We start from the raw sequence: 25,653 nt of genomic DNA, 5'->3' as shown, positions 1-25,653 counted from the left end.
TAGGTCGTGTGAGTGAATTGTAGAACAATATTGCTAAACTAATTAGGTGGGTAAGACCCACCTTACCGATTACTCAATTAACAATTTTGTGTACTTCGTGTTAATCTCTAAGGCAAATTAAGACTTGTACGCAAATCATTTGTCAATTCAGCTACTGCTTGTCTGGCACTAACGCGACTACCTTTATAAGCTGGATAGCGTTCTGAAACAGATATTGGTGTACCGACAGTAATCTGCACTTTTTGCTTACCCAATTGGGGACGTTTTAAAGGATTATTACCTTTAATTTTATTGACTATATCCCATAAGAGTAAGGTAGTTTCAGCAAATCTTTCTACTGTTGGTTTTTCACGGATGTAAATACCAGAAACAGCCACAAAACTTTCTACTAACCTCATGTGCCACATCCGATAATATGCTTCTTCCGCATTTGGCAATGCGCCCGCCTAAGCTTTTTCCAGTTGGTATTAATGATTTAATATCCTTAAAGTACTCTCTAAATATATAATTCTAATCAGCTTGTTATACTCGTCTACATCTATCATTCCAATTTCCTCTAGATGCTAAATTAAAGTTTTGTTCGGCAATAAATAGGCTACATTTATTACAGCTTATAATCGATAATTTAAGGCTGTATTTATATCTATAATCTCTACGCCAATAGTTTTTGGAGTAGGCAATATTTGATGATAAAACTTGGTGTAATACTGCTCGATTAAGGATAACATATGTTATGATAAACTCAAAATTTTGGGATGAAGAACTTCAAAGGAAGTTGCATTATTATCTGAGTCTACAGAACAATTACTAGCCGTTTATAATTCACTTAACAAATTAGCCAACGGAGCCCAAGGTTCATTAATATAACTATATTTCAGCCCCACGGGGACAATGAAGTCCTCTTCATCCCTACCTGCTTTTTGCAAATCTTCTGCACACCAAAAACCCATTTGTGCAATACCAGGTTCTAATGGACTGACAATTTCTCATAAACTATTAGTGGCACCTGAAGGTGCAGTAGCCATTGGAAATTTTCCATTAATATACAAATCTCGTGCTGAACGTAATCCCATCCAGTCAGCCTTAACCCGCTGGATAGGAGTTCCACTTAAATTAGAAGCAGTCCAACCAATATGTTTACCAGCCCATAGAGGAATACCACGGTCATAAATAAAATGAACATGAATTGGATCATTTAGGTCTATTTTTTGCTCCTGTGCTACCTTCGGTATAAGTTGGGAAAAGAAATAACCTAAACACAGGGGATCTGCGCCTTGAGGATGTCGAAACGCTAACATAAAGCCGAATCTTACCTTCCTGAAATTGACGATATGGATCCGCTAGAACTTCAATATTATCTGCTTAAATTTGACTGATAGGAGTTTTCCATGTCATCCAGTTTGGTAAAAAGAGATGTACAAATCTTAATAGTCAGCGGTTAAATGCTGGAGGGATAAATTCTAGCGGTGGTTGTGCTTACTAGATTAAATCTGACAAGATACTTTTCTCCTTAATTAACTATAAGATGGTTGAGATTTAAGGATGAGAATATTGCGGGATGTAGCCCTGGCACGTAACAATTGAACTCAAACCAAGCACATAGGAAGACTTGGGCATTTTAGTTGCTGAATTAAATAATTAGAAAGCAATCTATGCTTGTTTTAATAAACAGTTTGACCAGTTTTATAGGTTAAATTCTTTAATCTAATCCAACCCAACATTGCACAAGCAATATGATTTATTTGAAGCCTAGCTTTACGACATTGACAAGATTCAATGCCACTTATTTGTTTAATCTCTCGGTGAAAATCCTCGATTTCCCAACGAACTTTACATACCTCTTTTACAACATTCGTAGAACTTTGAGATAAATCCTTAGTAGCGAGATAATCCGTTCTGTTGGTAGAAACAGCCACCCGGAGTAGTTTCACTTTTTTCTGAGCGGGAAACCCTTTAATTTTTATAATTTTACCACATTCTAACTCTTCAGTACTCCATTCTCATAATTCAATAGGTTTATCTTTTTCTTTGGCAAATGTATCATCAACTAACCGATTTTTTTTAAGGGCAATAATAAATTTTGTCTAAACTATCAATATATAGCATGAAACTGTTTACTGCATACCATGTGTCCATCAAAACCGTATCAAAGGGGAAAAGCTGATGATAGACCAGGTTTTGCAGCATATCTTTCACATAGTCTATCTTGGTTTTACCATCCACATCAGCATTAAAAATGCTGTAATCTATTACCCCAAATCTTTGAACTTTAGCATTCACATATACACAACTGACTACACCAATTCCTTTGAGTATGCCATGTTCATTACCACTATATTGTCTCCTCACCATCTCTATTTCTTCAGAATATCTTTCGTGTAAAACACTATCATCAAATATGATGTACCCATTACCATCAGGTTCTACTACCTCTTTCACCTTATCCCATAGTAAACGAGATGTTAACTTTTCGGTTTTTAAATAAAAGTTAATTGCATCATGGCTAATACTTTCTAAATGCTCTGCTAAATTAGTAATTGTATAATTAATTTGACTAGTTCATAAGTATTGGCAGTAATCAAGTTTAGTAAATCTCATTACCTTCAGCAACATTTATCTAATACAATCTCCTACCTATTTTCTCATGAATATTTCAATAATGTTTCCTGTTGCAGCTACTTCTTATGGGTTAACAAAGCTTTTGGTATCCGATTTTTTAATACCGATGTACTATATTCCACCCATCGCCTGTGCCAGTTGCCTAAGTCCTGAAGATAAGTAGGTGGGCGGAAAAATTTATAACTATGTCATGGCGAATGCAGCAAAGGGGAATCAAGCAATCCCAAGGGTTTCAACCCACATTCGGCACCCTAAACTGCCACAGAGAGAAATTACGGAGAGAAAAAATCCAAGGGAGCATAAAAATAAACATATGCAGTGAAGAAAGGCATTGGAGAAACAGTAAAGCACCAAAAATAGCATTAAAAGCTATTCTCAATAAGGAGCAATAAGAAAGAACACCGCCCAGAGGAGTCAACAGATAAATGAAGATATTCAAGAGATAAATCATAACTTAGACTAATAGATTGAAGTAAAAAAAGAAATTATGGACATAGTAAAATAGAGCTATAAATCAACGACATTAGGTTATTTTCTGATAGAAATTAAATTAATAGAGATAAATTAATAGAGAGAAAAATTAGGTAACTAATTGATAGTAGGGAAAACAATGATATGGTAAAAGATTCACAATGAAATCTCTCTCTTGAGTCCAGTAATAGATGTATTTTTCTTGGTTTAGTTTAACTAAATGAATAGACTGAAAGTATGGAAAAATCCAGCGTAAACTGGGGCGGTCAGTTGGTTTGCCCAATTGATTTTTACGGTTGATTTAGACTCTCTCACAGCGGTTGTAATTTGTCGTTTAGCTAAAGTATAAACCAGCAGAGATAAAGCCATAATCATTCCAAGGGACTCTATTCTCTCTGGACTTTTTAGGAAAATACTGTCTGCGAAAAATAATGGGTCTTTGAGAAAAGCAAACCCTCTCTGGCAAGACTGTTGAGCTTTATATTCATTCAAGATGGAGTCATGGGTAAGTTCATTTGAATCCAAAAGGTTTGTAGCAATAATAAAAGGACCTGCCCTCAGAAATTCTGTATTAATTTTACTTTCATTCTGGGAGAACGTAGCTGATATTTCAGAGGATATCTCTCCTGAACTATCTTTTTTCTTAGATTTGATTTGAGTAACTTTACTCTGGTTAATTTGGTGATATTTGAATTGTTTGAATAGGTTAGATAACCCCTTGATAGCATCAGCTTCACAAGCAAATTTTTCTGGTGATAACTTTTTCAAATCTTGCACAGCTTTTGATTGTGCCTTGGTAATTTTTTGTGAGAGCTTACCCAGGTCTAATTCTCTTCTTTCTTGACTTTGCACTACTAACCATCTTTGTTCTACTCCTGGATAATTTACTGTTTTTGAAGCTAGTTTATATCCGGGTAAGTTACTATCAATAAATTCTGGTTCTGGTAATGTTGATATTAATGATAGTGCTGATTCTACGCTTAATGGCACTGGACATAACCAGCTTAAATCTGACATCATTCATCATTTTTAGATTTGATTCTGTATATAAGGACCAGTCTGCTACTATGAGACTGTTAACTTTTAATTGTTTTTGGTACTCTACTGCTATTTTAGCAAAGCATGATGAATCTGCTTGGTTTCCCGATGCTAGTTTTAAAAATATATATTGGTATGTCTCGATCTCCTGAACATATCATTTCTATGATGAACTGTTTTAACTCCGGTCTATGGTCACCAGAATAACCGTAGGTAATGGTTATTTCTTTTGGTGATTTTACTGCTAATTCTTCTAGTTCTTGATTATTTCCTACTTTTTGACTCTCAAATATTACTTCTGGTAAGCTGGTATTATATTGCCCATGTATGTGCATTTATGATGAGTCTAGATGCCCTGCTCATAGGGATACTCCAAATTTTGGGGCTGCTTTTAAGGCGACAAGAAAAAATATTCTATCCAATCCTTTTATAAATAGTTTATCCATGACTCTCCCCAGTTTATCGTCTTTGAGATATTCTGGTGTTACTCCTGTTCCTATTAGATGGTCACAGGGGATTGTTTCAAAATCTTGGGGAAACATATATAAGGGTTTTTATACAAATCCTAACCCGTTTATTATCATGGCTTTTACTACATGACCCGGACTTAATTTCTCTCCAATTTCAACTCCTATTAATTCGTTGATTATTTCTACTACTCCTATGGCGTCTATTATTCCTGGTACTATGCCTAAATGGTATAGGTTTTGAATCTCCATTTTTTGAACCTTTGATTTCACAACAGAATTATCCACAACTCCTGTTGTGATTAAATCATTTCTTCTTCTGTTCTAATTTAATTTTTAAATCATTAAATTTTCTTTTCTTTTATCTTCTTTACAAAACTTTATTCTCTCACTCTATAGCCATTTTAATCATACTATTCTCATTAAGCCTTTTCTTCCTTGCAGGAGCTTTAGTTTTTGTGTACTACTCTGTGTGACAGTTAGGGTGCGGAAGGTGGGTTTCAAGTAATTTACATTTTGTTACATAGTTATGTTTATTTGTGTCTACCTACTTACCCTAGCGCTCGCAAACAAGAGACATCCGGGTAGCAGACTATAAGCGATCGCACAGGACAAAATTGCGGGAAACTTAGAACAGATATGTAAAAGAAGGAGAACTATATGGCCTGGACAAAAATTCTCGCAGAAAATGCACTGGACTCCGGTGCGCGACAAGTAGTGAAAGTAGGTAACAAAAATATTTTGGTGGTAAACCACGAAAATCAGCTTTATGCCGTGGAAAATAACTGCCCTCACCTGAAATTACCCCTAAAACCTGGGAAAATCGAAGATGGAGGAATTGTTTGTTCTTTCCACCGCAGTGCTTTTGACCTAAATACTGGAGAAGTAAAAACCTGGTGTCCTTGGCCACCTGGAGTGGGTAAACTCCTATCAATGGTTTCCCAAGAAAAAACCCTACCAGTATTCCCTGTGCGCGTGGAAGACGGCAATATTTTGATTGACGTACCAGAAGCATAAATACTGTTACTGATATCTTGCACCTTTTCAACAAAGGTACGGTGGGCAATGCCCACCTTCAGTAAATCACAAACTTATCTGTTGAGGCTGGGTGTTAGGATCCAAATAACATTCAGCACTCGACAGTCAGTAGCAAAACCCCCTTGGTTATAGCTTTTTTACTCTTCCTTGGTACATAGAGCAACCTGCAATATGCTCTAAATAAATCTACAAAATGTTACATAAAATTTACTAAACATCTTCTGTAGTTATTTTTAGACCATAATAAAAGAGAAGTAGAAACTCCATTAATTAATTCACTCCAACCCCAAATACTTGATTAGCTATTAGTAAATGGAGGTGAAAGAAAATGACATATAATCTTATCATCCCAAATAGTAACGCCTACCTACTCATTAAAATCGGCGTACTAATTTTAGCAATTTTACTATGGTTTGTAGTCACAGCTGCACCAGTGATTTGAGCACCCACCATCATTCCATTTCCTGAGCAGATAACTTTCCTTGACTGAAGCTTATTCTATTATAGGATGGACGAAGTGTTACAAAGTTTGGGGCTATTATGGCTCGCTATACCTGTTCGTTTATCGTTTCTGTACCCATCGACCATCTGCAAGCATTATTGCTAGAACTACTACAGGACTGTGGTTTAGATGTTCAATACTACACAGCAGACTACATTATGGCTCGTGAAATTCCGGGTAACGTATCTTTCTCTCAATTAGTTACAGTGGAGGTGTTAGTAGATAAATCCAGTGCTACTGAAACGGAAACTCGAATGAGTATTGTGATTAAGAATGAAACACTCCCACTTCAATTAAACAATCACTGCCGACAAGTATTTGATTTCGTTAGGCAAACGATTGAACAGAGCCGACATTGGCATCTAATTGAAAGTATTTCAGGTTAACACTCCTCAGTTTCAAACACACGGGGATTCAGGGAGGGAATTATAGATTTTGGAATTATAAAATAAACAAATCAAGTTGCTTTATACGAAAAAATCAGAACGTCTGGTGCTTATAAACCGCAACTACACAAACAACAAGGGTAGCGGTTTCCCAAAAGTAAATCCACTGACATGGGTTGGGAATCGTTGATTTTTAATAAGTCCACACAGGTGGACTTTGTTTTTGTAGTAGTGAATATAAAATATGGCTTATGCTACCTGCATTATAGATATTACAAAACTTTCAACTCTATCACCCGCTATATCTTTGTAAGAATTCAGGAGTCAGGAGTCAGAATGTTTGAGAAATTCGTTAGTTATCAAACAAGTATTTTTGCGGTTAGCCTGAAAAAGCTGAATGCTGATGGCTGTTCGCGTACCGTGCCGTTAGGGATTAGCTGAATGTTTACATATCTTTTCAGACATCCTCTAAGATTTATCGTTAAACAAACCCAACAAAGGGCCAAGAATTGCCCCAAAAATAAAACCACCTGCATGAGCCCAGTAAGCAATACCACCACCTTCCATACCGATATTAATAGGTGCTTCTAAACTAGCAACTCCGTAAAAAGCTTGTTGGAGAAACCAAAATCCTAAAAAGAAATATGCGGGTACCCGGAAAGTAGGAAATAAAATCCCCAAAGGAAGTACAGTGAGAATTTCAGCTTCGGGAAACCGGAGAATGTATGCGCCCATCACACCGGCTATTGCCCCGCTTGCACCTAAAGAAGGAAGATTGGAATATTGAGCAAAATACCATTGGGTTAATGATGCTAAAATACCGCAAGATAAATAGAAAACTAGATATTTAAAATGACCTAACTTATCTTCTATATTATTACCAAAAACCCAGAGAAACAACATATTACCAGCTAAGTGTAGAAAACCAGCGTGAAGAAATTGGGCTGTAATTAAAGTTGCCCATTCTGGAATGGGCTGATTTATAGGAATACCTGCAAAGCTTAAAGAAAGTTCTCTGGGGACTACAGCAGCTAGATGTAAAAACCCATTTAATGCTTGAGGAGGAAGACTTGCTTCATAGAGAAAAGCGAGGATATTGGTAATCATTAGCCCATAAGTTACATAAGGCGTAATTTCTGTAGGATTGTTGTCTTTCAGGGGAACCACTGGATTTTTCCTAGTTTTTAAGCAACTATCTTTAAAATAACGAATTTTTTAAGTAATTGCTTCTATCAAGTGGATGGCAACACTAAAGAGTGATAAATTAAATAAACTAAAAAGATGTTATAAAAGTCGTTGAGACTCAACTCTTAAAAAAGAATATGCTGAACCTCGATTTTTTAAAAAAGTTGAAAATCTATTTTTTAAGCATTTTATGTTTAGTCATGTACAGGACTTACGCAACTGGCATATTAGTAGGGTGCGTCAACCCTATAAATTGGATAGTATTAACAGATTTTCCACATCTGACGCACCTTACAAGAGACTTGAATGTGACACTTGCCTAAGTCCTAATCTATATCTACTTCTCAAAAATTTTAGTAGATTTTCCTATTTTAACATTCCCACCTTTAAACTCAGACTATAAGCGCAACTCGCCAGAATTGGAGGTATAGCTATGGTACACCAACTCATTCCCCAAACCACACCAGACATCATCTACCGGGACTGAAACAAAAATCAAGCCCAAATGTAGCCCAAACTGGCTCTATCAGAAGGAAACACGTCTGGATTCCAGTTGAACCAATCAATAAATAGAAAAGATATGGCTGTTCTCAACCCTTCTAAAGCTGCAGTAAAATTATTCAAAGGTTTCTTAGCCCACCTTGGTCTTAATCCTCCAGTCCACTGATGGCAAAGAATAAAAGTGTAGGCACAGAAAACCAAAATAAAATGGCGCAGTCAACTGCTGTTATCTCAAACTTGAGATTCGTTGAGTCCTAACCATCCCTTGGCTTCCCTGTAAACAAGTTCTACCCAATTTCTTTGAGAATATGTATCAACTATCCATTGGGGTGTGACAATTGATGAAGAAACATTGGTAATAAAGTAGCCAATATCAGTGGCTTGAGAGAAAGTAGAACCGTTGATGACTATAGTAATATTTCCCTTTCCAGTTAGTTAAGGCTGATATTTCTACTTCTTGAGTTACTACCCATAATGTTTTGGGTTTATCTAAACTCCAGTTGAATTTCTGTAACAGCCTCTTGGGGTAAACTTTGTACTAATTCATCTAACCTAATTATTTGTGGACTATCCTCTTGGTCACTGCCAAGGACTTTGGGATTTTTAGCTAATCCTCCTAACTACTTTAAATTCCGATTCTCTATCTTTAATAAGAAAGATGTATTGTGGCCATATCGAGCATCTATAATTACTATTCCTGATTGATAACCACGGCTTAAGGTCAGATCTATTAATTTAATTCCTAACTATTGTCTTCCTACTCCATCCCTAAAATTCCCCCTTTTCCTATGGCCATAATCATCAATTATTAAGCTAAATCCTCTGGTGATTCTCCTCTGACTACACTTGTTCATAATCTTTAACCGACGGTCATTGACTTGGGAACTGGACCAAGGTGCTTCAGTTAAAAAGTGGTGTTATCGGTGGTAGGTCACCCCTAGGGCATTCTCTGCCATTTAAAATAGGTTTTTTCTCTCACTTTGACCCAATCATCCCCCTAAATCATGTCTAAACTCTGTTTTTTGCGCTTGATGAGTAAATACATCATCAAATGACACCATCTTTCAAACCATGGTGACATTGCTGCGGCAGTGGTTTCTTTCATCAGCTTCTTTTAACGTGAGAGCTACACCGAAATCCCATTATACTCCAGGGGAAACGCACCTTATTTCCTAATAAAAACTAATGAGGACTTTAAAATCATCTATATTAAGTGCAGAGCTTGATGGATATATGAACAAAATCAATCACTTTTTTATTAAGCGATGAATTAGCTTATCTCCAATTGAATAACTCTTAGCTAAGGATAAATGAGCTAACTATTCATCCATAAATAAGTAAACTTATCTGTAAAAATAAGCGGAAGAAAATATTAAGTAAATTCTTGACAAGTTAGTTGAGGCTAAAGCTAAAACTCTTTCTCAAGATTTATTATCCATTGCTGCCAAAAACTGTTTATTTTTTATCCCCCGCTTCACGGGGTTCTCTTTACCCAAAAGATTGACTGCTATCTGCCGCATTACTGCAAAGTTTTGTGGAGCATTATCTTTCCTAATCCGGCAGTCATCTTGTTTTAAAGCTACATCTAATACCCAATGCAATGAATTTTCTATTGTCCAATGGCTGCGGACAGAATTAGCCAATTGTTCTCCATTTGAGTCAAGACTACTAATAAAATAACGAGTCTCTACTGTTGTTTTATCATCCACTTATCCGATAGGTTCTACCATCCCAACACTTTTTAGATTTGACCAAACTGAATCAGGGTCAAGCTGAAACCCAATTCCAGGTAACATCACATAATTGCGGATTTCATGAAGACCATGCCCTGTTTCTTCGGGTTTATATGTGCTATGTTGAAGCTCTTGAAAACCTGTACTTATCCCTGACTTAAATAGCTGTTCTACTGACTCATACAGATTACCTTGGTTCTTTTTTAAAGTAATTACATAATCTGCATTTTCTTGCGTAATTAACTTTACTATGTCTTTGTGACACCCGATGGCATCAATCCTGACAATACATCCAGCTAATTCTAAAACCTTTAATAATTCGGGAATTGCTGTAATTTCATTTGATTTCTCATGCACCTTCACCTGTCCCAACACTAATTTATTTGTAGTTGCCCATGCACTTACCATTTGGATTGCACTCTAGTCACTATTTTTACCATGAGAACTACACAAAGTTTTTTCGTCAATTGCCACAACTTCACCATCCCTTATCTTATGTACTGATTTCATCCAGTTCAAAAAACAATTTTGAAATTGTTGCGGATTCAATTGTGCAAATACCCTTCCAAATGTGTCCTGGGACCGAAGCCCATTTCCTAGTTCTAAAAAGGTTTTTAACCACTCATATTTTGTGCAGCCATACAGTTCAATTGCCACCCAACTATCTGCTCCACAAATTACTGCACAAATTCCAATGGTAAGAATGTCAATTAACTTGTGTCGTTTCCTCCCCTCTACTCTTGGATCTTCCATCTGTGCAATGTGGTCAGTAATCGTGATTTTGGGCTTGAGCTTCACACTTTTTGGGACTTTCTTCTTCTACTTTTACAATGACTTTACCATCAGAGCCTCATTGGTCAACCTCCATATCATCAGCCCTCCCTAACTTTCTGATTTCTTAGTATATATGTACCATATCTACATGCGTTCGCCCTGGAAAAACAGTACCTCGACCACCTAAAGAACCATCAGTTACTGTTGAATACTCAAGATTATTCATTATTTCATTACCTCTCTAATTAACTCAGCCCTGCTGGGTCGTTTTGCATAGCTTACTTAGTCTAAACTCCAGGTACTGATAGACTCATGGAAATGACTAACTACGAATCTACAGGAGCAATAATTTATAGATTACCTTAAGTATCGTAGGCTGGGTTAGCGAAGGCGGAACCCACAATCAACAATTCAGATCTCAAAATTCAAAACAGTGCATCAGTTCTCATTATATTCAATAGAAACGCGAGTAGAAATAATTGACATCCATAGACAAAGACAAATTAGTATCTTCTACAATTATCACAATGTCCACAACGCCAATTTCCAACTTCTTTACCAAAACCAAAAATATTTAAAAAAAACTGCCGATGACACTTTTTAGTATTCAGATATTCACTCATTTGTTTAGCAGCTTGTAACTGCATTTGTGGCAAATCTCCCGACTTTGCAGACATCTGATAATGAAAGGGATCAAGCCAATAGACCTGTCAGGAAAATTAACTTGGTGTCAAAAAAATGGTAGAAGGGAATTTTGAGGGTGTACCAAAAGGAAAAATCCACTAAATTAACTATATTCAAGAATATCCACATCGTACACAACAAAGACATACTGGGAATAACTAACCATCAGTTTCAAGACTTGTTACCCCAAGGTGAAATGCAGCATAAGGAACTTCAAGGTGACATAGAAAGTAAAAACATAGGTATAAATCAGAAAGGAGGAGGGGGAAAGGGAAACTAGAGATAAAAGAACAGGTATGTCTATGCTTGTTATCTTGGAGGAAAATGCCAACATTTGAGGTTTTAGGTTTGCATTTCGGTATATGGAAAACGGAAGCAAAGGACACATTTTATTACTGGCTAGAGATATTAAGAGATGTTTTCCCTCCTAGTGTCCTTGAACAGGTAGAAAAAGATTATAGCGATTATGCCATGGTGACTCAGAACAAAAGGCAGGAAACAAAGAGTTTCCCACCAAGGGTATTTTTGTTGAACAGGTCATTAGACTTGTAAAAATATTCCGGGTACCTCAACAAAGATTTCCCCTGGATTCCCCAATTTACTCACAAGTAATTCTTACTAACTATTTGTGGTTTAGTCACATTAGGAATTGGTTCATTAGTTTTGCCCATTTCATAAATGTTATGGATATGAGGTCAGTTATGAATTTGTCATCAACATCTTCATGGATAGGAACTATCCGTAACTATTCCCAACCCTGATTCTTTCCTTGGCTCTGTCCTCATCTTACACATACTCATTTCTAAATTTCCGGACCTCTATTTTGCCAATTTTCCACTACTATGAGGTAAAGAAAGTGCTATTGCACGATCTGAAAATTGTTTAATTACAGATGTTACTTCTCCTTGTTTTGGTAACTTTTTAGCTAATTGTTGGGCTTTTTATTGTTCCTTCAGCATTTATTCTTCAAACAACTGCTTTCTTTGTTTATCTTCGCCATCTGAAAAACAATTGATTCACTTATTAAAGTGAACGATTCTGCTATTTTCCCATCTCTTCCAGCACGTCAGATTTATTGTACATATTCAGATAATAAATGTGGTGCATGAAAATGAATAATCCAACAACAATCAGATTTATTTATCCCGATTCCAAAGGCGCAGGTACAAACCACAAATGGTATTTTTCCACCTAACCAACTAGCTTATACTACGCGTCTTTCCGTTGCACCTAATCCTGCATTATAGCTAGTATAATATCCCATTGCTACTCACCAATAGGCTAAATTATCGCTATTTTTCCGAGATTTGATATAAATCAAACCAGTGTGATTTGGTCGATTTTGAATAAATTTTAATAATTGTTGTTTTCTTCCCTTTGGAGTCCCAGCAATCTTAACATTAAGATGTAAATTATTCCGGTAAGCATTGAGTTTATAACTATCAGGTTGTTGTAATTGTAAAACATCAGCAATTATCTTTTGTGCTGAAGGATTAGCCGTTGCCGTAAAAGCAGCTATACTAATTTTTGTACCTCGTAGTTTTGATTTTAATAACGCTGGACGAACTACACCTAAACGCCGATAAACTTGACGAAAGGTATCACCCTATTATACTAAACAATGGGCTTCCTCTAATATCAATCCATTAATTTGTATTGGGGATGAGATAATCTTTCCCACACTGGGGAACTCAATAAAGTTTCTGGTGATAAATATAATGATCTTAATTGTTGTTTTTCTAAGGCTTGTAAAGTTGCCCGACGTTGATAAGTAGGTAATTCACTATGTAAAGGTGCAGATTTTTTATTTCGTTGTTTGAGTTCTTCTACTTGGTTTTCCATCAATGCTACCGAGGGAGAAACTACTAAAGTTAATCCTATTTTTAGGAGTGCTGGAAGTTAAAATAAATGGACTTTCCCCTACCTGTGGCCATAATAATTCATGCGTCTTTTTGAGATAATAAACTTTTGACTATTTCTCCCTATGGGGGACAAAAATCATCATAACCCCAGATTTATTTCAATGCGGTGCGGATTTCAGTTAATGAGGTTGTGATGGGAAGATTCATAATCAGTGAAAGATATAATTGCTAAAGTTTTGGATACACCTATGTGATATGATAACATATTTTTTGAAAAATTAATAATCTGAAAAATCACCCATATCTCAAACCTTGAATGTTTACTGTGATGAAAGCTGCCATTTAGAAAATGCTCTCCAAGGGACAATGATACTTGGTGCAGTTTGGTGTCCTTTAGAAAAAAGGCGCGAAATTTCAACTTATATCCGGGAAATTAACAAAAGACATGATCTAAACTCATAATTTGAAATTAAATGGACAAGGTTATCACCAGCTAAAATACATTTTTCTCTCGAATTAATAGATTATTTCTTTGGTAATGAAAATTTGCATTCTCGAGGTTTTATTGTACCAGATAAATTCCAACTACAACATGAGGTTGACAATCGAACTCATCATGATTGGTATTATAAAATGTATTTTACTTTGCTCAAGCTAATTCTCAGTCCACAAGCACATTATAGAATGTATTTGGATGTTAAATATACACAATGAGTAAAAAAAGTTGTAAAATTACATGATGTACTTTCTAACAACCTCCTTCAGTTTTCACCCCAGATAATTGAAAAGCTTCAAACTGTCTGTGCGTTCTCACGAAGTCGAAATCTTGCAACTTGCAGACCTTTGAATTGGAACTATTTCCTATATCAACCGAGGATTTTCTAGCAATGCAGCTAAAAGTGCTTTAGTTGAGGGAATGCGAGAGCGTTCCGGCTATAGCCTAACTAAAACTACACTCTATTTAGAAAATAAGGTAAATCTTTTGTGCTGGCAACCTGCGGAGGGTTTAGCATGAAACGGCCGATTTGGCTGCCACCTCTGCTTTGATTTAATGATTACGGTGGTAATTGGGAAGCTTACCGAGAGGTAGTTTACACCATTTTCAAAGAAGATTTGATTGATAGCAAGCCTACGTTTTAAGGTATACGATTTAGCCTTAAACGTCATCCTTATTTATCCTTTATTTCAAGATAAAGAAGCAACTTTCTGGCACGTGACCTCACAAGGTAGCCAGGAAAAGTAACGCATTCCTGATTTTCGCAGTTCTGAACGCATCTGTTGGCTACGACCTATAATTGAAAATGCTGAATATCCCGCTATAAAACTCTGGGAAAATGACAGAAAAGGGGAAAAACGCATTTATCTGTGGCTAGAAGCTGAAGAATACCTTGTAATCTTAGCTAACCGTGAATGATATGTACTTATGTACTTTTGTGGACAGCTTATTTAGTTACCCAAGCACATCGGCAGCGAAACCTACAAAATAAATATGAAGCCTATAAAAAGGCGAATACCGCTGATTAGGCGGCATTGTTACTCCTTCTAGCCTTGGCAAATGAGCTAAAAATATTGTTTTTTACTACTATTAAAGCCAGACTAGCTGAGATCGTCAAGCTGTTACTTCTTCTTTCACTTGCTGTTGCAATGCAGCATATAATCTATTTAGTGCATTTACATAAGCCTGAGCCGAGGCCACAATAATATCTGTATTGGCTGCATGACCAGAAAATACACAAGACTCATAACTTAAGCGAATCGTGACTTCGCCAAGCGCATCAATACCACCTGTCACTGATTGCACAGAAAACTCAATCAATTCATTAGGTACATTCACGACTCGGTTGATGGCTTTATAAACTGCATCGATTGGACCTGTACCAATAGCCGCATCGGTCAATTCTTCCCCGTTGGGAGTGCGGAGAGTGACTGTAGCTGTGGGTTGGGTATTACTACCGCAGGAAACCTGTACTAATTCAACTCGGAATAAATCAGGTGCTTGTTGGATTTCGTCGTTAACTATCGCCTCTAAATCCCAATCTGAGATTTCTTTTTTTTTATCCGCTACTTCTTTAAAACGAATAAAGGCTTTATTGAGGTCTTTGTCCGACAACTCAAAGCTCAATTCCCTTAACCGAGTACGGAATGCATTTCGACCAGAATGTTTGCCCAATACGATTTGATTGTCTGTTAAACCAATCAATTGGGCATCCATAATCTCATAGGTGAGTTTGTTTTTCAAAACTCCATCTTGATGAATACCTGACTCGTGTGCAAAGGCATTTGCACCAACGATCGCTTTATTTGGTTGCACTAACATTCCCGTCAAGTTGGAAACCAAACGTGAAGTTTTATAAATTTGCTTGGTATCAATATTAGTTAATGATTCTTGGGAGTCAGCAGGTCTACCAAAGAAGGGGTTAAAATATTGCCGCCGCACGTGCAGTGCCATTACTAATTCTTCGAGTGCAGCATTTCCTGCCCGTTCACCAATACCATTGATGGTACATTCTAGTTGCCTTGCGCCAATTTTCACAGCTTCTAAGAAGTTGGCAACAGCTAAACCCAAATCATTATGACCGTGAACGGAAATAATAGCTTTGTCGATGTTGGGGACATTTTCTGTAATGCCTTTGATAATAGCCCCAAATTCACTTGGTGTAGTGTAACCTACCGTATCAGGAATGTTAACTGTTGTTGCACCAGCTGTGATCGCTCTCTCCAAAACCTGATACAAAAATTCTGGATCAGACCGTCCAGCATCTTCAGGAGAAAATTCCACATCATCAGTGAAACTTTTGGCATAAGCTACCATTTCTTCAGTAATAGAGATCACTTCTGGTTTGGTTTTTTTTAGCTTATATTGCAGGTGAATATCAGAAGTAGCAATAAAAGTATGAATTCTGCCCTTAGCAGCCGGTTTGATCGCTTCTGCTGCGGCTTTGATATCATCATGTCTAGCTCTGGCCAAACTACAAATTACCGGTCCATTTTCCGTTCCTACTGTTTGGGCAATTTTGTGGACTGCTTCAAAATCACCTGGACTAGCAACGGCAAATCCTGCTTCAATTATATCTACACCCAAACGCGCTAACTGTTTAGCAATAATTAGCTTTTCATCTATGTTTAAAGTCGCACCTGGACACTGTTCTCCATCTCGCAGTGTCGTATCAAATATGATAATTCTGTCTGCTTGATTGCTCATTCTTCTTGGTTGTTTTAGCTTGAGATTATGGACGAAGAATACCTTGAACTTTATTTTTTAACAGTTATTCAGTTATCAACCTTTTTACTGTTCCCTGTTAAGAGTTCCTTAATTTAACTCTTGGCTTTGTAAATAGTTGTTAATTTTACTAAGCTTCGGTTTTCTCTATTTGGTCTCTAATATCATTCAAGTCTATATATCTATCAGTAGCATTACGTAACTCCCTGGCTATCATTCCTTCTGTTGATACAACTGTAATATGCGTATTCTTTGAACGTAATAGTTCGATCGCTCTCTCAAAATCTCCATCACCGCTGAATAAAACAACTCGGTCGTATTGGTCTACCGTATTAAACATATCGACAACAATTTCAATATCTAAATTTGCTTTTTGCGAGTAACGACCAGAGACATCATCATAGTATTCTTTGAGAATTTTAGTGCGTACTGTATATCCTAAACTAATGAGTGCATCTCTAAAACCGCGCTGATCTTGTGGATCTTTTAAGCCTGTGTACCAAAAAGCATTAATTAATGTTGTCTCTGGCTGCTCATTTTTGAAATATTCTAATACTCGTCGTGGGTCGAAAAACCAGCCATTTTTTTGTTGAGCATAGAACATATTGTTTCCGTCTACAAAAATAGACAGACGATTCATCATAGAACCCATAGAAATTTACACCTAAATAATAGATAAGAATGTAAGATTGAACAATAGATTATAGCAATTCTTAATTGGCAAGGTTGCTAATGTCTATAGGGTTGTTTTCATGTTGTTTTCATGTATAGCTTTTATCTTACCTCTGTCAAAGCATAAAATTGGCTAAAAAATTAAATTTGTGATACTTGTAACTTTGGCTTGGTCTGCTTTTTTGGCTAACGCCGTGCGCTGTTGGTGATTCAATTTAAGTTCGGTTATTACCCAGATGAGCATCATGATAATTTGACTGTGCAATTTTTGGTAAAACTGATACTTGTGATTATCCCACTATCTGACGCTATTTAGCATTAGCTAGATATAGTTAGTAATGGTGATTAAATAATTAGCTAGTTATTAACCTCCAAATCTTTCCCAAATCCGCTGTGATCAAAATCTACCAATAAAATTGACTTAGTAACAGGACTCTGATCTGTATATCAGTCAAGTTTACTCCTAAAGAGGTATGGTATAGGCTGGCGGTAAGATCCATACTGATACCCATTCAAGAGCTAAGTTACTGGTTATAACATTTAGTTGTGGTCATGAGGAGTGTGGGGAGCTTTTTACCAAGGAGTAGGAGAGATGGGAAAAATTAATCTTACTTTTGATAGCAAAGAGTGGTATAAGCGATACTACTGAACTGAGGAAATAAACTCACCTTAATGAAAGGGGTGTAGGGTGTAGGGAACCCCATAATTAAAATCAAAGGTTTCAAATTAGGAATTTGTATTTCTAGTACTGCAGATCTGGAGCTACATTTTTATCTTCTCCATCAATACTATTGATAGGCTTGTACCTTTTAGGGTGTGGGACAAACTATCTTTCCCTACAACCCTACACCCCACACCATGTTTTCCGTCAAATGCTTGGGTGAAGAGCCTCTAGATAATATGTGTGCAAGAATTACAGATAGATATTGCGTGAGATAGAAAGTTCGACTGTATTTGTATAGGAAATCCTGAAAGGCAAATATACTGACATCATTTTGGTAATAATTGAAACATACATCATAAATGTATAAGATTCTCATTTAAGTTTGATTGCTATTTAGAATGTTGCCTAAAAAACAACTTGTAAACAAATAACCGTGTTGTACTGAAATTAACGAGTAACTCAATATGGCAGAAGAACCTACACTACACCCACCTTAGCCGACGAATCACTCTCCGCTGCCAAGAGGCAGTTAAGTAAGTTAACAAAGGGGAGTTTAACAACACCATTACACCAGTCTAAACTGATAGTGCGTTTTGGTCATCTACTTACTGGAATTTCTGCATTTTTGGCAGGAATACTCAGTGCGGCTAATGGAAGTAGGGTGCAATTGCTAGAAAATCAAGCTGTGACTACCTTTTTTTTTCAAATGCGTGGAACGGTAGTAGCTCCACAGGATATTGTGATTTTGGCGATTGATGATCAATCTATCTCCATTCCTGAAGAGTATTATAAGACCTATCCTCAACAGTATGCCTATTTAAAACCAATACAATCTTTTCCTTATTAACGTGCAGCTTATGATCAGGTGATCACTAAGTTGATTAATGCTGGTGCCCGTTCAGTGGACTTAGATATAGTTTTTGATCAACCAAGTATCTATAGTGAAGCTGATGATCGGCAATTACAGGCAGTATTGCGAAAATAAATATGGTAGGAAAGTTACCTTATCGGCAGTATATAAAAATTTTACGACACATCAAGTTTCATTTCAGCCATTGACCCAACCACAGCCTATTTTTCGTTTTGGGGTGGTGTCAATAGGTGCAGTCAATTTTCCCCTGGAGTTAGACGGTAAAATTCATCGCTTATCCAGTGAATTTTCACCCTTGTGAAAGCCAAGCACTGTTTTTAACTCAAAAATGCCCTCTTTTGAGGAAGCTCTTTTAGCAGCAGCACAAGTGAATTATTCCCAACCCAGGGGCGATCACATTTATTTTTGGGGAAATGGGGAGACATTCAGGACAATTCCTTTGTGGTATCTGTTTGAGCCAGAAAACTGGAATAATTATTTGCAACAAGGACAGTTTTTGCAAAATAAGATCGCGCTAATTAGCGCTACAGCGAAATTAAGCTATGATGATCATCGAGTGGCTGTTTCACCACGTAACAGCATGGCTGGTGTAGAAATTTATGCCAATGGGTCCCAACCTTAATGGCCAATAAATCCATTGCCACAGCCATTAGAAGTCCATTATGGAGAGGTTTATTTGTACTGCTGTTGGTAAGTGGTTCATCTATGGTAGTAACGAGAAGAAAACAGGGTATCCGGCGATTCTTATTAAGTATTGCCTTAGCTGGTGTGTGGGGAGGAATTAGCTATACCAGCTTTATTTATGGTAAATTAATGTTTCCCACTACAATACCAATCATAGCCATCGCCTTAACTGGACTCTCTATATTTAGGCACTGAAGTAGCTAGGGAAAAAATCCACAAACATAACTTATTACTAATTTTTCAGAAATATAAATCTTCTCCTGTGGTTCAGGAAATTATTAATTAACAAGATGACCTGCAAGACCTAATACAACAAAGGGATTTAGCATTGAACGGTAAAATTTTAGCCGGACGATACAAAATTATCAAAGTGCTTGGTGCAGGAGGATTTAGTGAAACTTACATTGCAGAAGATATACAATATCCTGGTAATCCTCAATGCGTTGTCAAGCAACTAAAACCAGCCACGACAAGATCAGAAGATTTAGCACTTGCTAGGCGTTTATTTGGTGCAGAAGCGAATACTTTGGAAAAGTTGGGAACACATAACCAAATTCCTCAGCTTTTAGCATATTTTGAGGAAGACGAAGAATTTTATTTAATCCAAGAGTATATAATTGGACATCCTTTAAATCAGGAACTAATCTCAGGTAAGTGTATCATAGAAAATTTAACAATCTCGCTGTTAAAAGAACTATTGCAAATATTAACATTTGTCCATGAGAATGGTGTAATCCACCGAGATATTAAACCTAACAATATTATCCGTCGTCACTCAGATTGGAAACTAGTATTAATTGACTTTGGTGCTGTTAAAGAAGTTAGCACCCAAATCACCGAAAGTTTTGATTCAACTGCTTTCACCATCGGCATTGGGACAAGAGGTTATGCCCCTAATGAGCAATGTTTCGGTCGTCCTAAATATAATAGTGATATTTATGCTGTAGGAATGATTGGCATTAAAGCCTTAACTGGTATATCTCCTCATGAATTAGAAAGAGATACGGATGGAGAAGTAAAATGGCTTGACAAAGCAATAGTAAGCGAGGAATTAGCAGCAATTATTAATAAAATGGTTTTGGATGATCATCAACAGCGATATAATTCTGCATCCCAAGTCTTAGAGGATCTGAATAAGTTAGTGGTTTATGAAGATGTAAATATAGGTTTAGCACAAGACTATTCTACAGATCATTTATCGACAGTTGATGCTGATGCTCCCACCTCACCTTGGCCGGGACATTTTTGAAATGTTAAGTAGAACGACGTGAAAAAACAAAAGTATGTAAAAAAATGTAATTTAGCCCGAAAACCTCTTCCCTATTGCCTTTCTGGTTCTCCAGTCGCACCCTGGGGGAAGGCGAAGCCCCTACATGGGGGAAACCAGGCCACTTGCTTTATGCCGGGAAAACCTTCCACCGCAGTGGCTCCCCAATACCGCGCTGGTTCACCTCTTGCCTTGTCATAACGACAATGTTTAACCCCCACTTACTTAGTAGGTGACAGGTGACAGAGTTAGAAAGTTGATAGATGGTTTATGTGCATATTGCAAGTAAAACATTCTATCAACAATTAATATCGACTCAAAAATAGAAAACCTACTTGTAACAACCCGACAACAAAACCCAAAATTCCACCTAAAGTCACAATTGCTTGTAATTCATTTTTAACAATTCCTTCAATTCCGGCTTCTAAATCAGCAGGAGAAGTTGCTTTTACACGATCAATAATCACTTGATCTATAGACAAAATAGGAATTACTTGTGCGACAATTACTTCTAAATCTTTTTCCAAATACCGTTCTAAAATTAAAGCTAATTCTTTAGACACTACTTCCAAAGAAGTACCAATAACAGATGAATTACCAAGACGCTTTAATAACAAACTAGCAATATTTTTCCAGTCTGCTGATTCCGTTAATTCCTCTAACAAAGTGCTACCACTATTTTGGAGGTAATAATGAACACTTTCCCTGCTGGTTTTTCTAAGTTGACGGACTGTAGCAACTGGTAAGTTTTGTAAAGATAAATCCTGTAGTAATTTTTTGAGGCGATCGCGCATTTGCAAATCTTGAATTAATTCTTGCAATCGCTTATTAGTAGCCTCTTTTTCATCTAAACAAAATGTCCTTAATCGAGTCAGAGTATTACGTAAACCAAACAGATTTGCTACTACCCAGTAAGTACCACTAGTTTTTTCTCGAAAGCTATCATCAATAGTTTGAATTGTGCGGTCTGTTAAAAAGTCAACTATTGCTTGTCTTAACGCATCCGGTGGTAAAACTACTTGTAACAACCAATCAGCCAAGCGTGTAGATTGTTCTTCACTCAGTTGAGATTCCAGTAATATTTGGTCAAAAATCTGGTTAATTTGCGCTTCTAAAAAATTCTCTTGACGAGCCAAAACCTTCAGTAATCGAGGTAAGGATTCTCCCAACAAATCCCGTAAAATTCCTGCCACAATTTTGATACTTTTCTGATTTTTATCACCTTGAATTTGTTCAACTGCTAACTGTAATAACCAAGAAATCGCGCCTTGTACTCTTTCTGTTTGTAGGAGTCGCCGCGCCAGCTTTTGTAATTCCTCTGGCGTTAACAACGATCCCATAATGGTATTAGAAATATTTTTCGCCAAACGCTCCTGATTAGCAGGTATCAATCCAGGAGTAAAAGGCACTCTTCGGCCAAGAATATAGATAGGTCGATAAGGGCGAAATAGCATTTTTATGGCTATATCATTTGTGAAATAGCCAATAACTCCACCCAGAATTGGGGGTGATATATAAAGCCAAAGATGAGACCAATCCACAGTATTTTGGATTAGGAAAAAAGGACTGGGGACAAAGGACTGGGGACAAAGGACTGGGGACAAAGGACTGGGGACAAAGGACTGGGGACAAAGGACTGGGGACAAAGGACTGGGGACAAAGGACTGGGGACAAAGGACTGGGGACAAAGGACTGGGGACAAAGGACTGGGGACAAAGGGCTGGGGACAAAGGACTGGGGACAAAGGAAATACTTTTACTAATTACCAATTACCCATTACCAATTACCCATTACCAATTACCCATTACCAATTACCCATTACCCATTACCAATTACCAACACTCCCATCATACCGTTAGAGATGGGATAGTGTGTGGCGTTAGTAAAACCCGCTTGACGCGCTATTTCTACTTGCTGTCTACCTGTGGGGAAGTGGTCTAAGCTGGAACTAATATAAGCATATTCTTCCTTGACACCCAAATTAGTTGCTAGGGGAACAACCAGGTTATCTAAATACCACTTCTGAAAAGCCCGAAATATGCCATTATCAGGGCGATGAAAGTCTAATATTGCTGCTTTCCCACCAGGTTTGAGGACACGATGTATTTCTTGAAGACTACGAGGTATATCTTTAACATTTCTCAACCCATAGCCCATGGTGATCGCATCAAATTGATTGTTGTCAAAGGGCAGGTTTAGCACATCAGCTTCTATCCAGTCTATAGCTGGTTGGGGGTAATATATTTGGCAACGCTGTTTAGCAGTTTCCAGTAAGTTACAAGAAAAGTCCATACCATATACTTTTCCGTTCACTCCTACATATCGCGCCAGTCTAAAAGTTAAATCACCACTACCACAACACAAATCCAAGCAAGTATCTCCTGGTTTAGCTGCACTCCATTTTACAGTCATTTCTTTCCATATCCGGTGTTGTCCCAAACTTAACCGGTCGTTTAATTGGTCATATACGGGAGCAATACGGTTGAAAATGTCACGAATGAAAATGTCAGGAATTTCGTTAGTCATTAGTCATTAGTCGTTAGATTTTTTCCCCCTACACCTCTAGACCCCTATAACTACTCGATAAGGCGATTGCTATTAATTCTACTGATAGATGTATGAGTTTAAGTTCATCTGCTCTTAAATAACAAGGTTCTTGCCACTGTAGCGATAACACTCCCAACATTTGCTGTCGATAAATAATGGGGATAATTAAATGTGCTTCCACACCAGCTGCTTGGTAGTGAGTAAGACTGTTGAGATTAGGGTCTTTAGGTATATTGAGAGATGATTGGATTTGGCCAGTGGCGATCGCGTTTTTGGCTAGTGGATCTTGGGAGAGCCAATTGTCAACTACTCCTTTATCACTGTAAGCACCTTGGGTTTCCGTCAGAGTATTTCCTTCTATAAGTTGTACAATACAGCTATCGGCAGTAAAAGTTTCACTAAAGGCTTTAGCGATAGGAATTAGAGTTGCTTCTAAACTAGAAGCAACTTGTGTCACTTCCACTAAAACAGTCAAAAGGTGCATTTGGGAATTAGCACGGCGCAATTCTTCTGTGCGTTGCTTCAGTAAATCATAGGTTGCTGCTGCTCTTTGCACCACTTCTTTCAGTTCTCCAGAGTCCCACGGTTTGGTAATGTACTTGAAAACTTGACCAGCATTAATAGCCTCTACCAAATCTTCAATATCAGTGAAACCGGTAAGAATAATTCTAACTGTATCGGGAAATTGTGGTACAGTTCGGCTCAGAAATTCAGTTCCTTTCATTTCTGGCATCCGCTGATCAGAGATAATTACCGCCACTTCACCCTCTGCTTCCAACAGTTGCAGCGCATTTGAACCACTATCAGCCTTGAGGACATTAAAATCACGGCGAAAGGTGCGATACAGCAAATCTAGATTATCTTGTTCATCATCAACTACGAGGATTTTGAGCTTTTGATTCCGTTCGCGGCTACTTAATGGACGGTTAATTGTATCAACTTCGACATTAGGGTTATTCATATTTTGCTTTATATCATCTTCACAATTTTGTTATATTCCATACAAGGCTGAGTTGAAAATATTTGTTGTCAGTGATTCAACAGATTCAACATACAGTTGACTTCAGAAGTCAATAAGCTGGGCATAGGAGATAGGCTGTAGGGTGTATAGAAGCTCATTAGTAGATTTCGGGACTAGATATATAGATTTGTATAGGATTTGGTGATTTTTCCTTTCTGTCTGGGGATTAATTTTGTGTGGGCATTAAGCAGATTAAAATAAGATTTGCTTCTCAGATTAAGCTGTAACATATTTTAATTACACCTTGATAGATGAGATCAGAGTCTGGAGTAAAGACTAAAAGCTGATGCCAGCAGCCAAGTCCATAACTGCAAAAACTACTATCACCATATTAAGTTGACGCTTACAAATCAGAATTATGACTGAATTACAATCCAACTCTCAAGATACTGATCATACTGTTAACGATACAGCACAAGAATTATTAGTCAAGTTAAGACAAAAACAAGGTAACTGGGTAGAATGGGGGAAGGCGATAGGCTTCCTCCAAAAAAATGGTTACAATCCCCAAGATATCTTTGAAGCCACTGGATTTGAGCCAATCCAACAGAATCAAGTGATTGTTGGTTCTCAGGTTTACAGTGCTTTAGAAAAGTGTGGCGCATCTGAAGCAACAAGGGCATACTACGGGACAAGAGCTAGTGATATTCTCTACGAACTACGCTTACTGACTCAAGAAGATCGAGCCGCAGCCGCAGACCTGATTTTTCTCCATAAACTCGACATAGACGAAGCGCGGGAGATAGCCAAAGCAATTAAGGATTTTTCTCGCTTCTCCACACCACCACAAGGTTTTACCGAACATCCAGGGGATGCAGTAGCTTATCAAGCTTGGAAATTAGCCAGACAAAACTCCGATTTACAAGAGCGATCACGCTTAATTGCTAAGGGGTTACGTTTTGTTAATTCGCCCACAGCCAGAAAACAAATCGAACAACTACTAACTGATTTTACCGTAATTGCCCAACGTCCAGCCCCAATTCTCCCCTTTTTCCGTCTAGAATCAGACGAAGACTTACCCAGAATTGTCCCTGTAGTGGGTGAGTTGCCATTAACACCAAAACATGTACGTTCCGTACCCATAATTACAGAAGTTGAACCATTTCGCATTGTCAAATTTGCCGGAGAACAAGCTTGGGTAGCTTTACCAGGTTGGCAAGTGTTACAGTCAGCAGAAGATCCAGTAGTAATTGTTGCCAGTAGTGATATTTTCCCCAACCCCACACAAACCAAAATAGAACCAGTTATAGTCGTCATAGATCGGGCCCAAAGACAATGGGATCCATCTAGTTACTTTGCATTTGAGAACTCTGGAGAAGTTGATTTTCAATGGTTTGAAACAGCACCAGAAAACACTTTATTAGGAAAAATCATCATTATTTTACGTCCTAAGAAAGTTCTCGATGAAGAATTTACCAAAGACTCTTGGCAAATTGACGAATAAATA

Annotated in this window: 12 protein-coding genes and 7 pseudogenes; 5 read left to right on the top strand and 14 right to left on the bottom strand. The window is 37.4% G+C overall.

Features of this window, described 5'->3' with window-relative positions; translation table 11 throughout:
- Positions 1-107: 107 nt before the first annotated feature.
- The 4 genes and pseudogenes from AAZO_RS20620 to AAZO_RS44135 form a co-directional block, all read right to left on the bottom strand.
- Positions 108-1,455: pseudogene (locus AAZO_RS20620) on the bottom strand (1-acyl-sn-glycerol-3-phosphate acyltransferase).
- 131 nt (positions 1,456-1,586) lie between these two features.
- Positions 1,587-2,550, bottom strand: a pseudogene (locus tag AAZO_RS31660) (IS701 family transposase).
- Between the two features lie 301 nt (positions 2,551-2,851).
- Positions 2,852-3,070: a hypothetical protein gene (locus AAZO_RS39620; protein ID WP_013192695.1), complete on the bottom strand. Its 219-nt coding sequence runs from the start codon at positions 3,068-3,070 to the stop codon at positions 2,852-2,854.
- A gap of 129 nt (positions 3,071-3,199) precedes the next feature.
- A pseudogene (locus AAZO_RS44135) lies at positions 3,200-4,847 on the bottom strand (IS1634 family transposase).
- A gap of 408 nt (positions 4,848-5,255) precedes the next feature.
- On the opposite strand from AAZO_RS44135, the gene AAZO_RS20580 reads away from it, so the two are divergent.
- Positions 5,256-5,612: a Rieske (2Fe-2S) protein gene (locus AAZO_RS20580; protein WP_013192694.1), complete on the top strand. Its 357-nt coding sequence runs from the start codon at positions 5,256-5,258 to the stop codon at positions 5,610-5,612.
- 561 nt (positions 5,613-6,173) lie between these two features.
- Complete coding sequence (locus AAZO_RS20575; protein ID WP_013192692.1) at positions 6,174-6,521, top strand: hypothetical protein; 348 nt, start codon at positions 6,174-6,176, stop codon at positions 6,519-6,521.
- 468 nt (positions 6,522-6,989) lie between these two features.
- Here AAZO_RS20575 and AAZO_RS20570 read toward each other — a convergent pair whose 3' ends face one another.
- The 4 genes and pseudogenes from AAZO_RS20570 to AAZO_RS31635 all read right to left on the bottom strand — a co-directional run bounded on the left by AAZO_RS20570 (position 6,990) and on the right by AAZO_RS31635 (position 11,391).
- Positions 6,990-7,688 (bottom strand): rhomboid family intramembrane serine protease, encoded by a 699-nt coding sequence (locus AAZO_RS20570; protein ID WP_013192690.1) that lies wholly within the window; start codon positions 7,686-7,688, stop codon positions 6,990-6,992.
- Positions 7,689-8,201: 513 nt separating this feature from the next.
- A pseudogene (locus AAZO_RS31640) lies at positions 8,202-9,312 on the bottom strand (transposase).
- 316 nt (positions 9,313-9,628) lie between these two features.
- Positions 9,629-10,738, bottom strand: a pseudogene (locus AAZO_RS20565) (ISAs1 family transposase).
- 479 nt (positions 10,739-11,217) lie between these two features.
- Entirely contained in the window at positions 11,218-11,391 is a 174-nt protein-coding gene (locus AAZO_RS31635; RefSeq protein ID WP_081462848.1) for a RecQ family zinc-binding domain-containing protein, read from the bottom strand.
- Positions 11,392-11,722: 331 nt separating this feature from the next.
- Here AAZO_RS31635 and AAZO_RS27500 point away from each other — a divergent pair, with 331 nt between their 5' ends.
- A complete protein-coding gene (locus tag AAZO_RS27500; RefSeq protein ID WP_049790865.1) occupies positions 11,723-11,950 on the top strand; it encodes a transposase family protein in 228 nt (75 codons plus the stop codon).
- 275 nt (positions 11,951-12,225) lie between these two features.
- On the opposite strand, the pseudogene AAZO_RS39600 reads toward AAZO_RS27500, so the two are convergent.
- From AAZO_RS39600 to AAZO_RS20540, 3 genes and pseudogenes are all read right to left on the bottom strand, one after another.
- Positions 12,226-13,413: pseudogene (locus tag AAZO_RS39600) on the bottom strand (RecQ family ATP-dependent DNA helicase); the annotation flags it as partial.
- 1,456 nt (positions 13,414-14,869) lie between these two features.
- Positions 14,870-16,462, bottom strand: a complete 1,593-nt coding sequence (locus AAZO_RS20545; RefSeq protein ID WP_013192687.1) for a 2-isopropylmalate synthase — start codon at positions 16,460-16,462, stop codon at positions 14,870-14,872.
- 148 nt (positions 16,463-16,610) lie between these two features.
- Entirely contained in the window at positions 16,611-17,132 is a 522-nt protein-coding gene (locus AAZO_RS20540) for a LabA-like NYN domain-containing protein (RefSeq protein ID WP_013192686.1), read from the bottom strand.
- A 1,174-nt stretch (positions 17,133-18,306) separates the two neighbouring features.
- On the opposite strand from AAZO_RS20540, the pseudogene AAZO_RS20535 reads away from it, so the two are divergent.
- A pseudogene (locus AAZO_RS20535) lies at positions 18,307-20,620 on the top strand (protein kinase domain-containing protein); the annotation flags it as partial.
- Positions 20,621-20,943: 323 nt separating this feature from the next.
- Here the strand turns inward: AAZO_RS20535 and AAZO_RS20530 are convergent.
- From AAZO_RS20530 to AAZO_RS20520, 3 genes are all read right to left on the bottom strand, one after another.
- Positions 20,944-22,179: a DUF445 domain-containing protein gene (locus AAZO_RS20530; RefSeq protein ID WP_013192684.1), complete on the bottom strand. Its 1,236-nt coding sequence runs from the start codon at positions 22,177-22,179 to the stop codon at positions 20,944-20,946.
- A 277-nt stretch (positions 22,180-22,456) separates the two neighbouring features.
- A complete protein-coding gene (gene ubiE, locus AAZO_RS20525; RefSeq protein WP_013192683.1) occupies positions 22,457-23,164 on the bottom strand; it encodes a bifunctional demethylmenaquinone methyltransferase/2-methoxy-6-polyprenyl-1,4-benzoquinol methylase UbiE in 708 nt (235 codons plus the stop codon).
- 28 nt (positions 23,165-23,192) lie between these two features.
- Complete coding sequence (locus AAZO_RS20520) at positions 23,193-24,146, bottom strand: response regulator (protein WP_013192682.1); 954 nt, start codon at positions 24,144-24,146, stop codon at positions 23,193-23,195.
- Positions 24,147-24,564: 418 nt separating this feature from the next.
- Between AAZO_RS20520 and AAZO_RS20515 the strand changes: the two genes are divergently transcribed.
- On the top strand, positions 24,565-25,650 hold the full coding sequence (locus AAZO_RS20515) for a RuBisCO accumulation factor 1 (RefSeq protein WP_013192681.1): 1,086 nt from the start codon (positions 24,565-24,567) through the stop codon (positions 25,648-25,650).
- The last annotated feature ends 3 nt before the right edge of the window (positions 25,651-25,653 follow it).

This window comes from 'Nostoc azollae' 0708, assembly GCF_000196515.1.
In the GTDB taxonomy this organism is placed as follows: Bacteria; Cyanobacteriota; Cyanobacteriia; order Cyanobacteriales; family Nostocaceae; genus Trichormus_B; species Trichormus_B azollae.
This window is presented reverse-complemented; position numbering and strand designations above follow the sequence as displayed.

Bases quoted from the DNA above. Each gene is read 5' to 3' on its own strand.
- AAZO_RS39620 (WP_013192695.1), bottom strand. From the start codon at position 3,070: ATGATTTATCTCTTGAATATCTTCATTTATCTGTTGACTCCTCTGGGC.
- AAZO_RS20580 (WP_013192694.1), top strand. From the start codon at position 5,256: ATGGCCTGGACAAAAATTCTCGCAGAAAATGCACTGGACTCCGGTGCG.
- AAZO_RS20575 (WP_013192692.1), top strand. From the start codon at position 6,174: ATGGCTCGCTATACCTGTTCGTTTATCGTTTCTGTACCCATCGACCAT.
- AAZO_RS31635 (WP_081462848.1), bottom strand. From the start codon at position 11,391: ATGTCTGCAAAGTCGGGAGATTTGCCACAAATGCAGTTACAAGCTGCT.
- AAZO_RS27500 (WP_049790865.1), top strand. From the start codon at position 11,723: ATGCCAACATTTGAGGTTTTAGGTTTGCATTTCGGTATATGGAAAACG.
- AAZO_RS20545 (WP_013192687.1), bottom strand. From the start codon at position 16,462: ATGAGCAATCAAGCAGACAGAATTATCATATTTGATACGACACTGCGA.
- AAZO_RS20540 (WP_013192686.1), bottom strand. From the start codon at position 17,132: ATGGGTTCTATGATGAATCGTCTGTCTATTTTTGTAGACGGAAACAAT.
- ubiE (WP_013192683.1), bottom strand. From the start codon at position 23,164: ATGACTAACGAAATTCCTGACATTTTCATTCGTGACATTTTCAACCGT.
- AAZO_RS20520 (WP_013192682.1), bottom strand. From the start codon at position 24,146: ATGAATAACCCTAATGTCGAAGTTGATACAATTAACCGTCCATTAAGT.
- AAZO_RS20515 (WP_013192681.1), top strand. From the start codon at position 24,565: ATGACTGAATTACAATCCAACTCTCAAGATACTGATCATACTGTTAAC.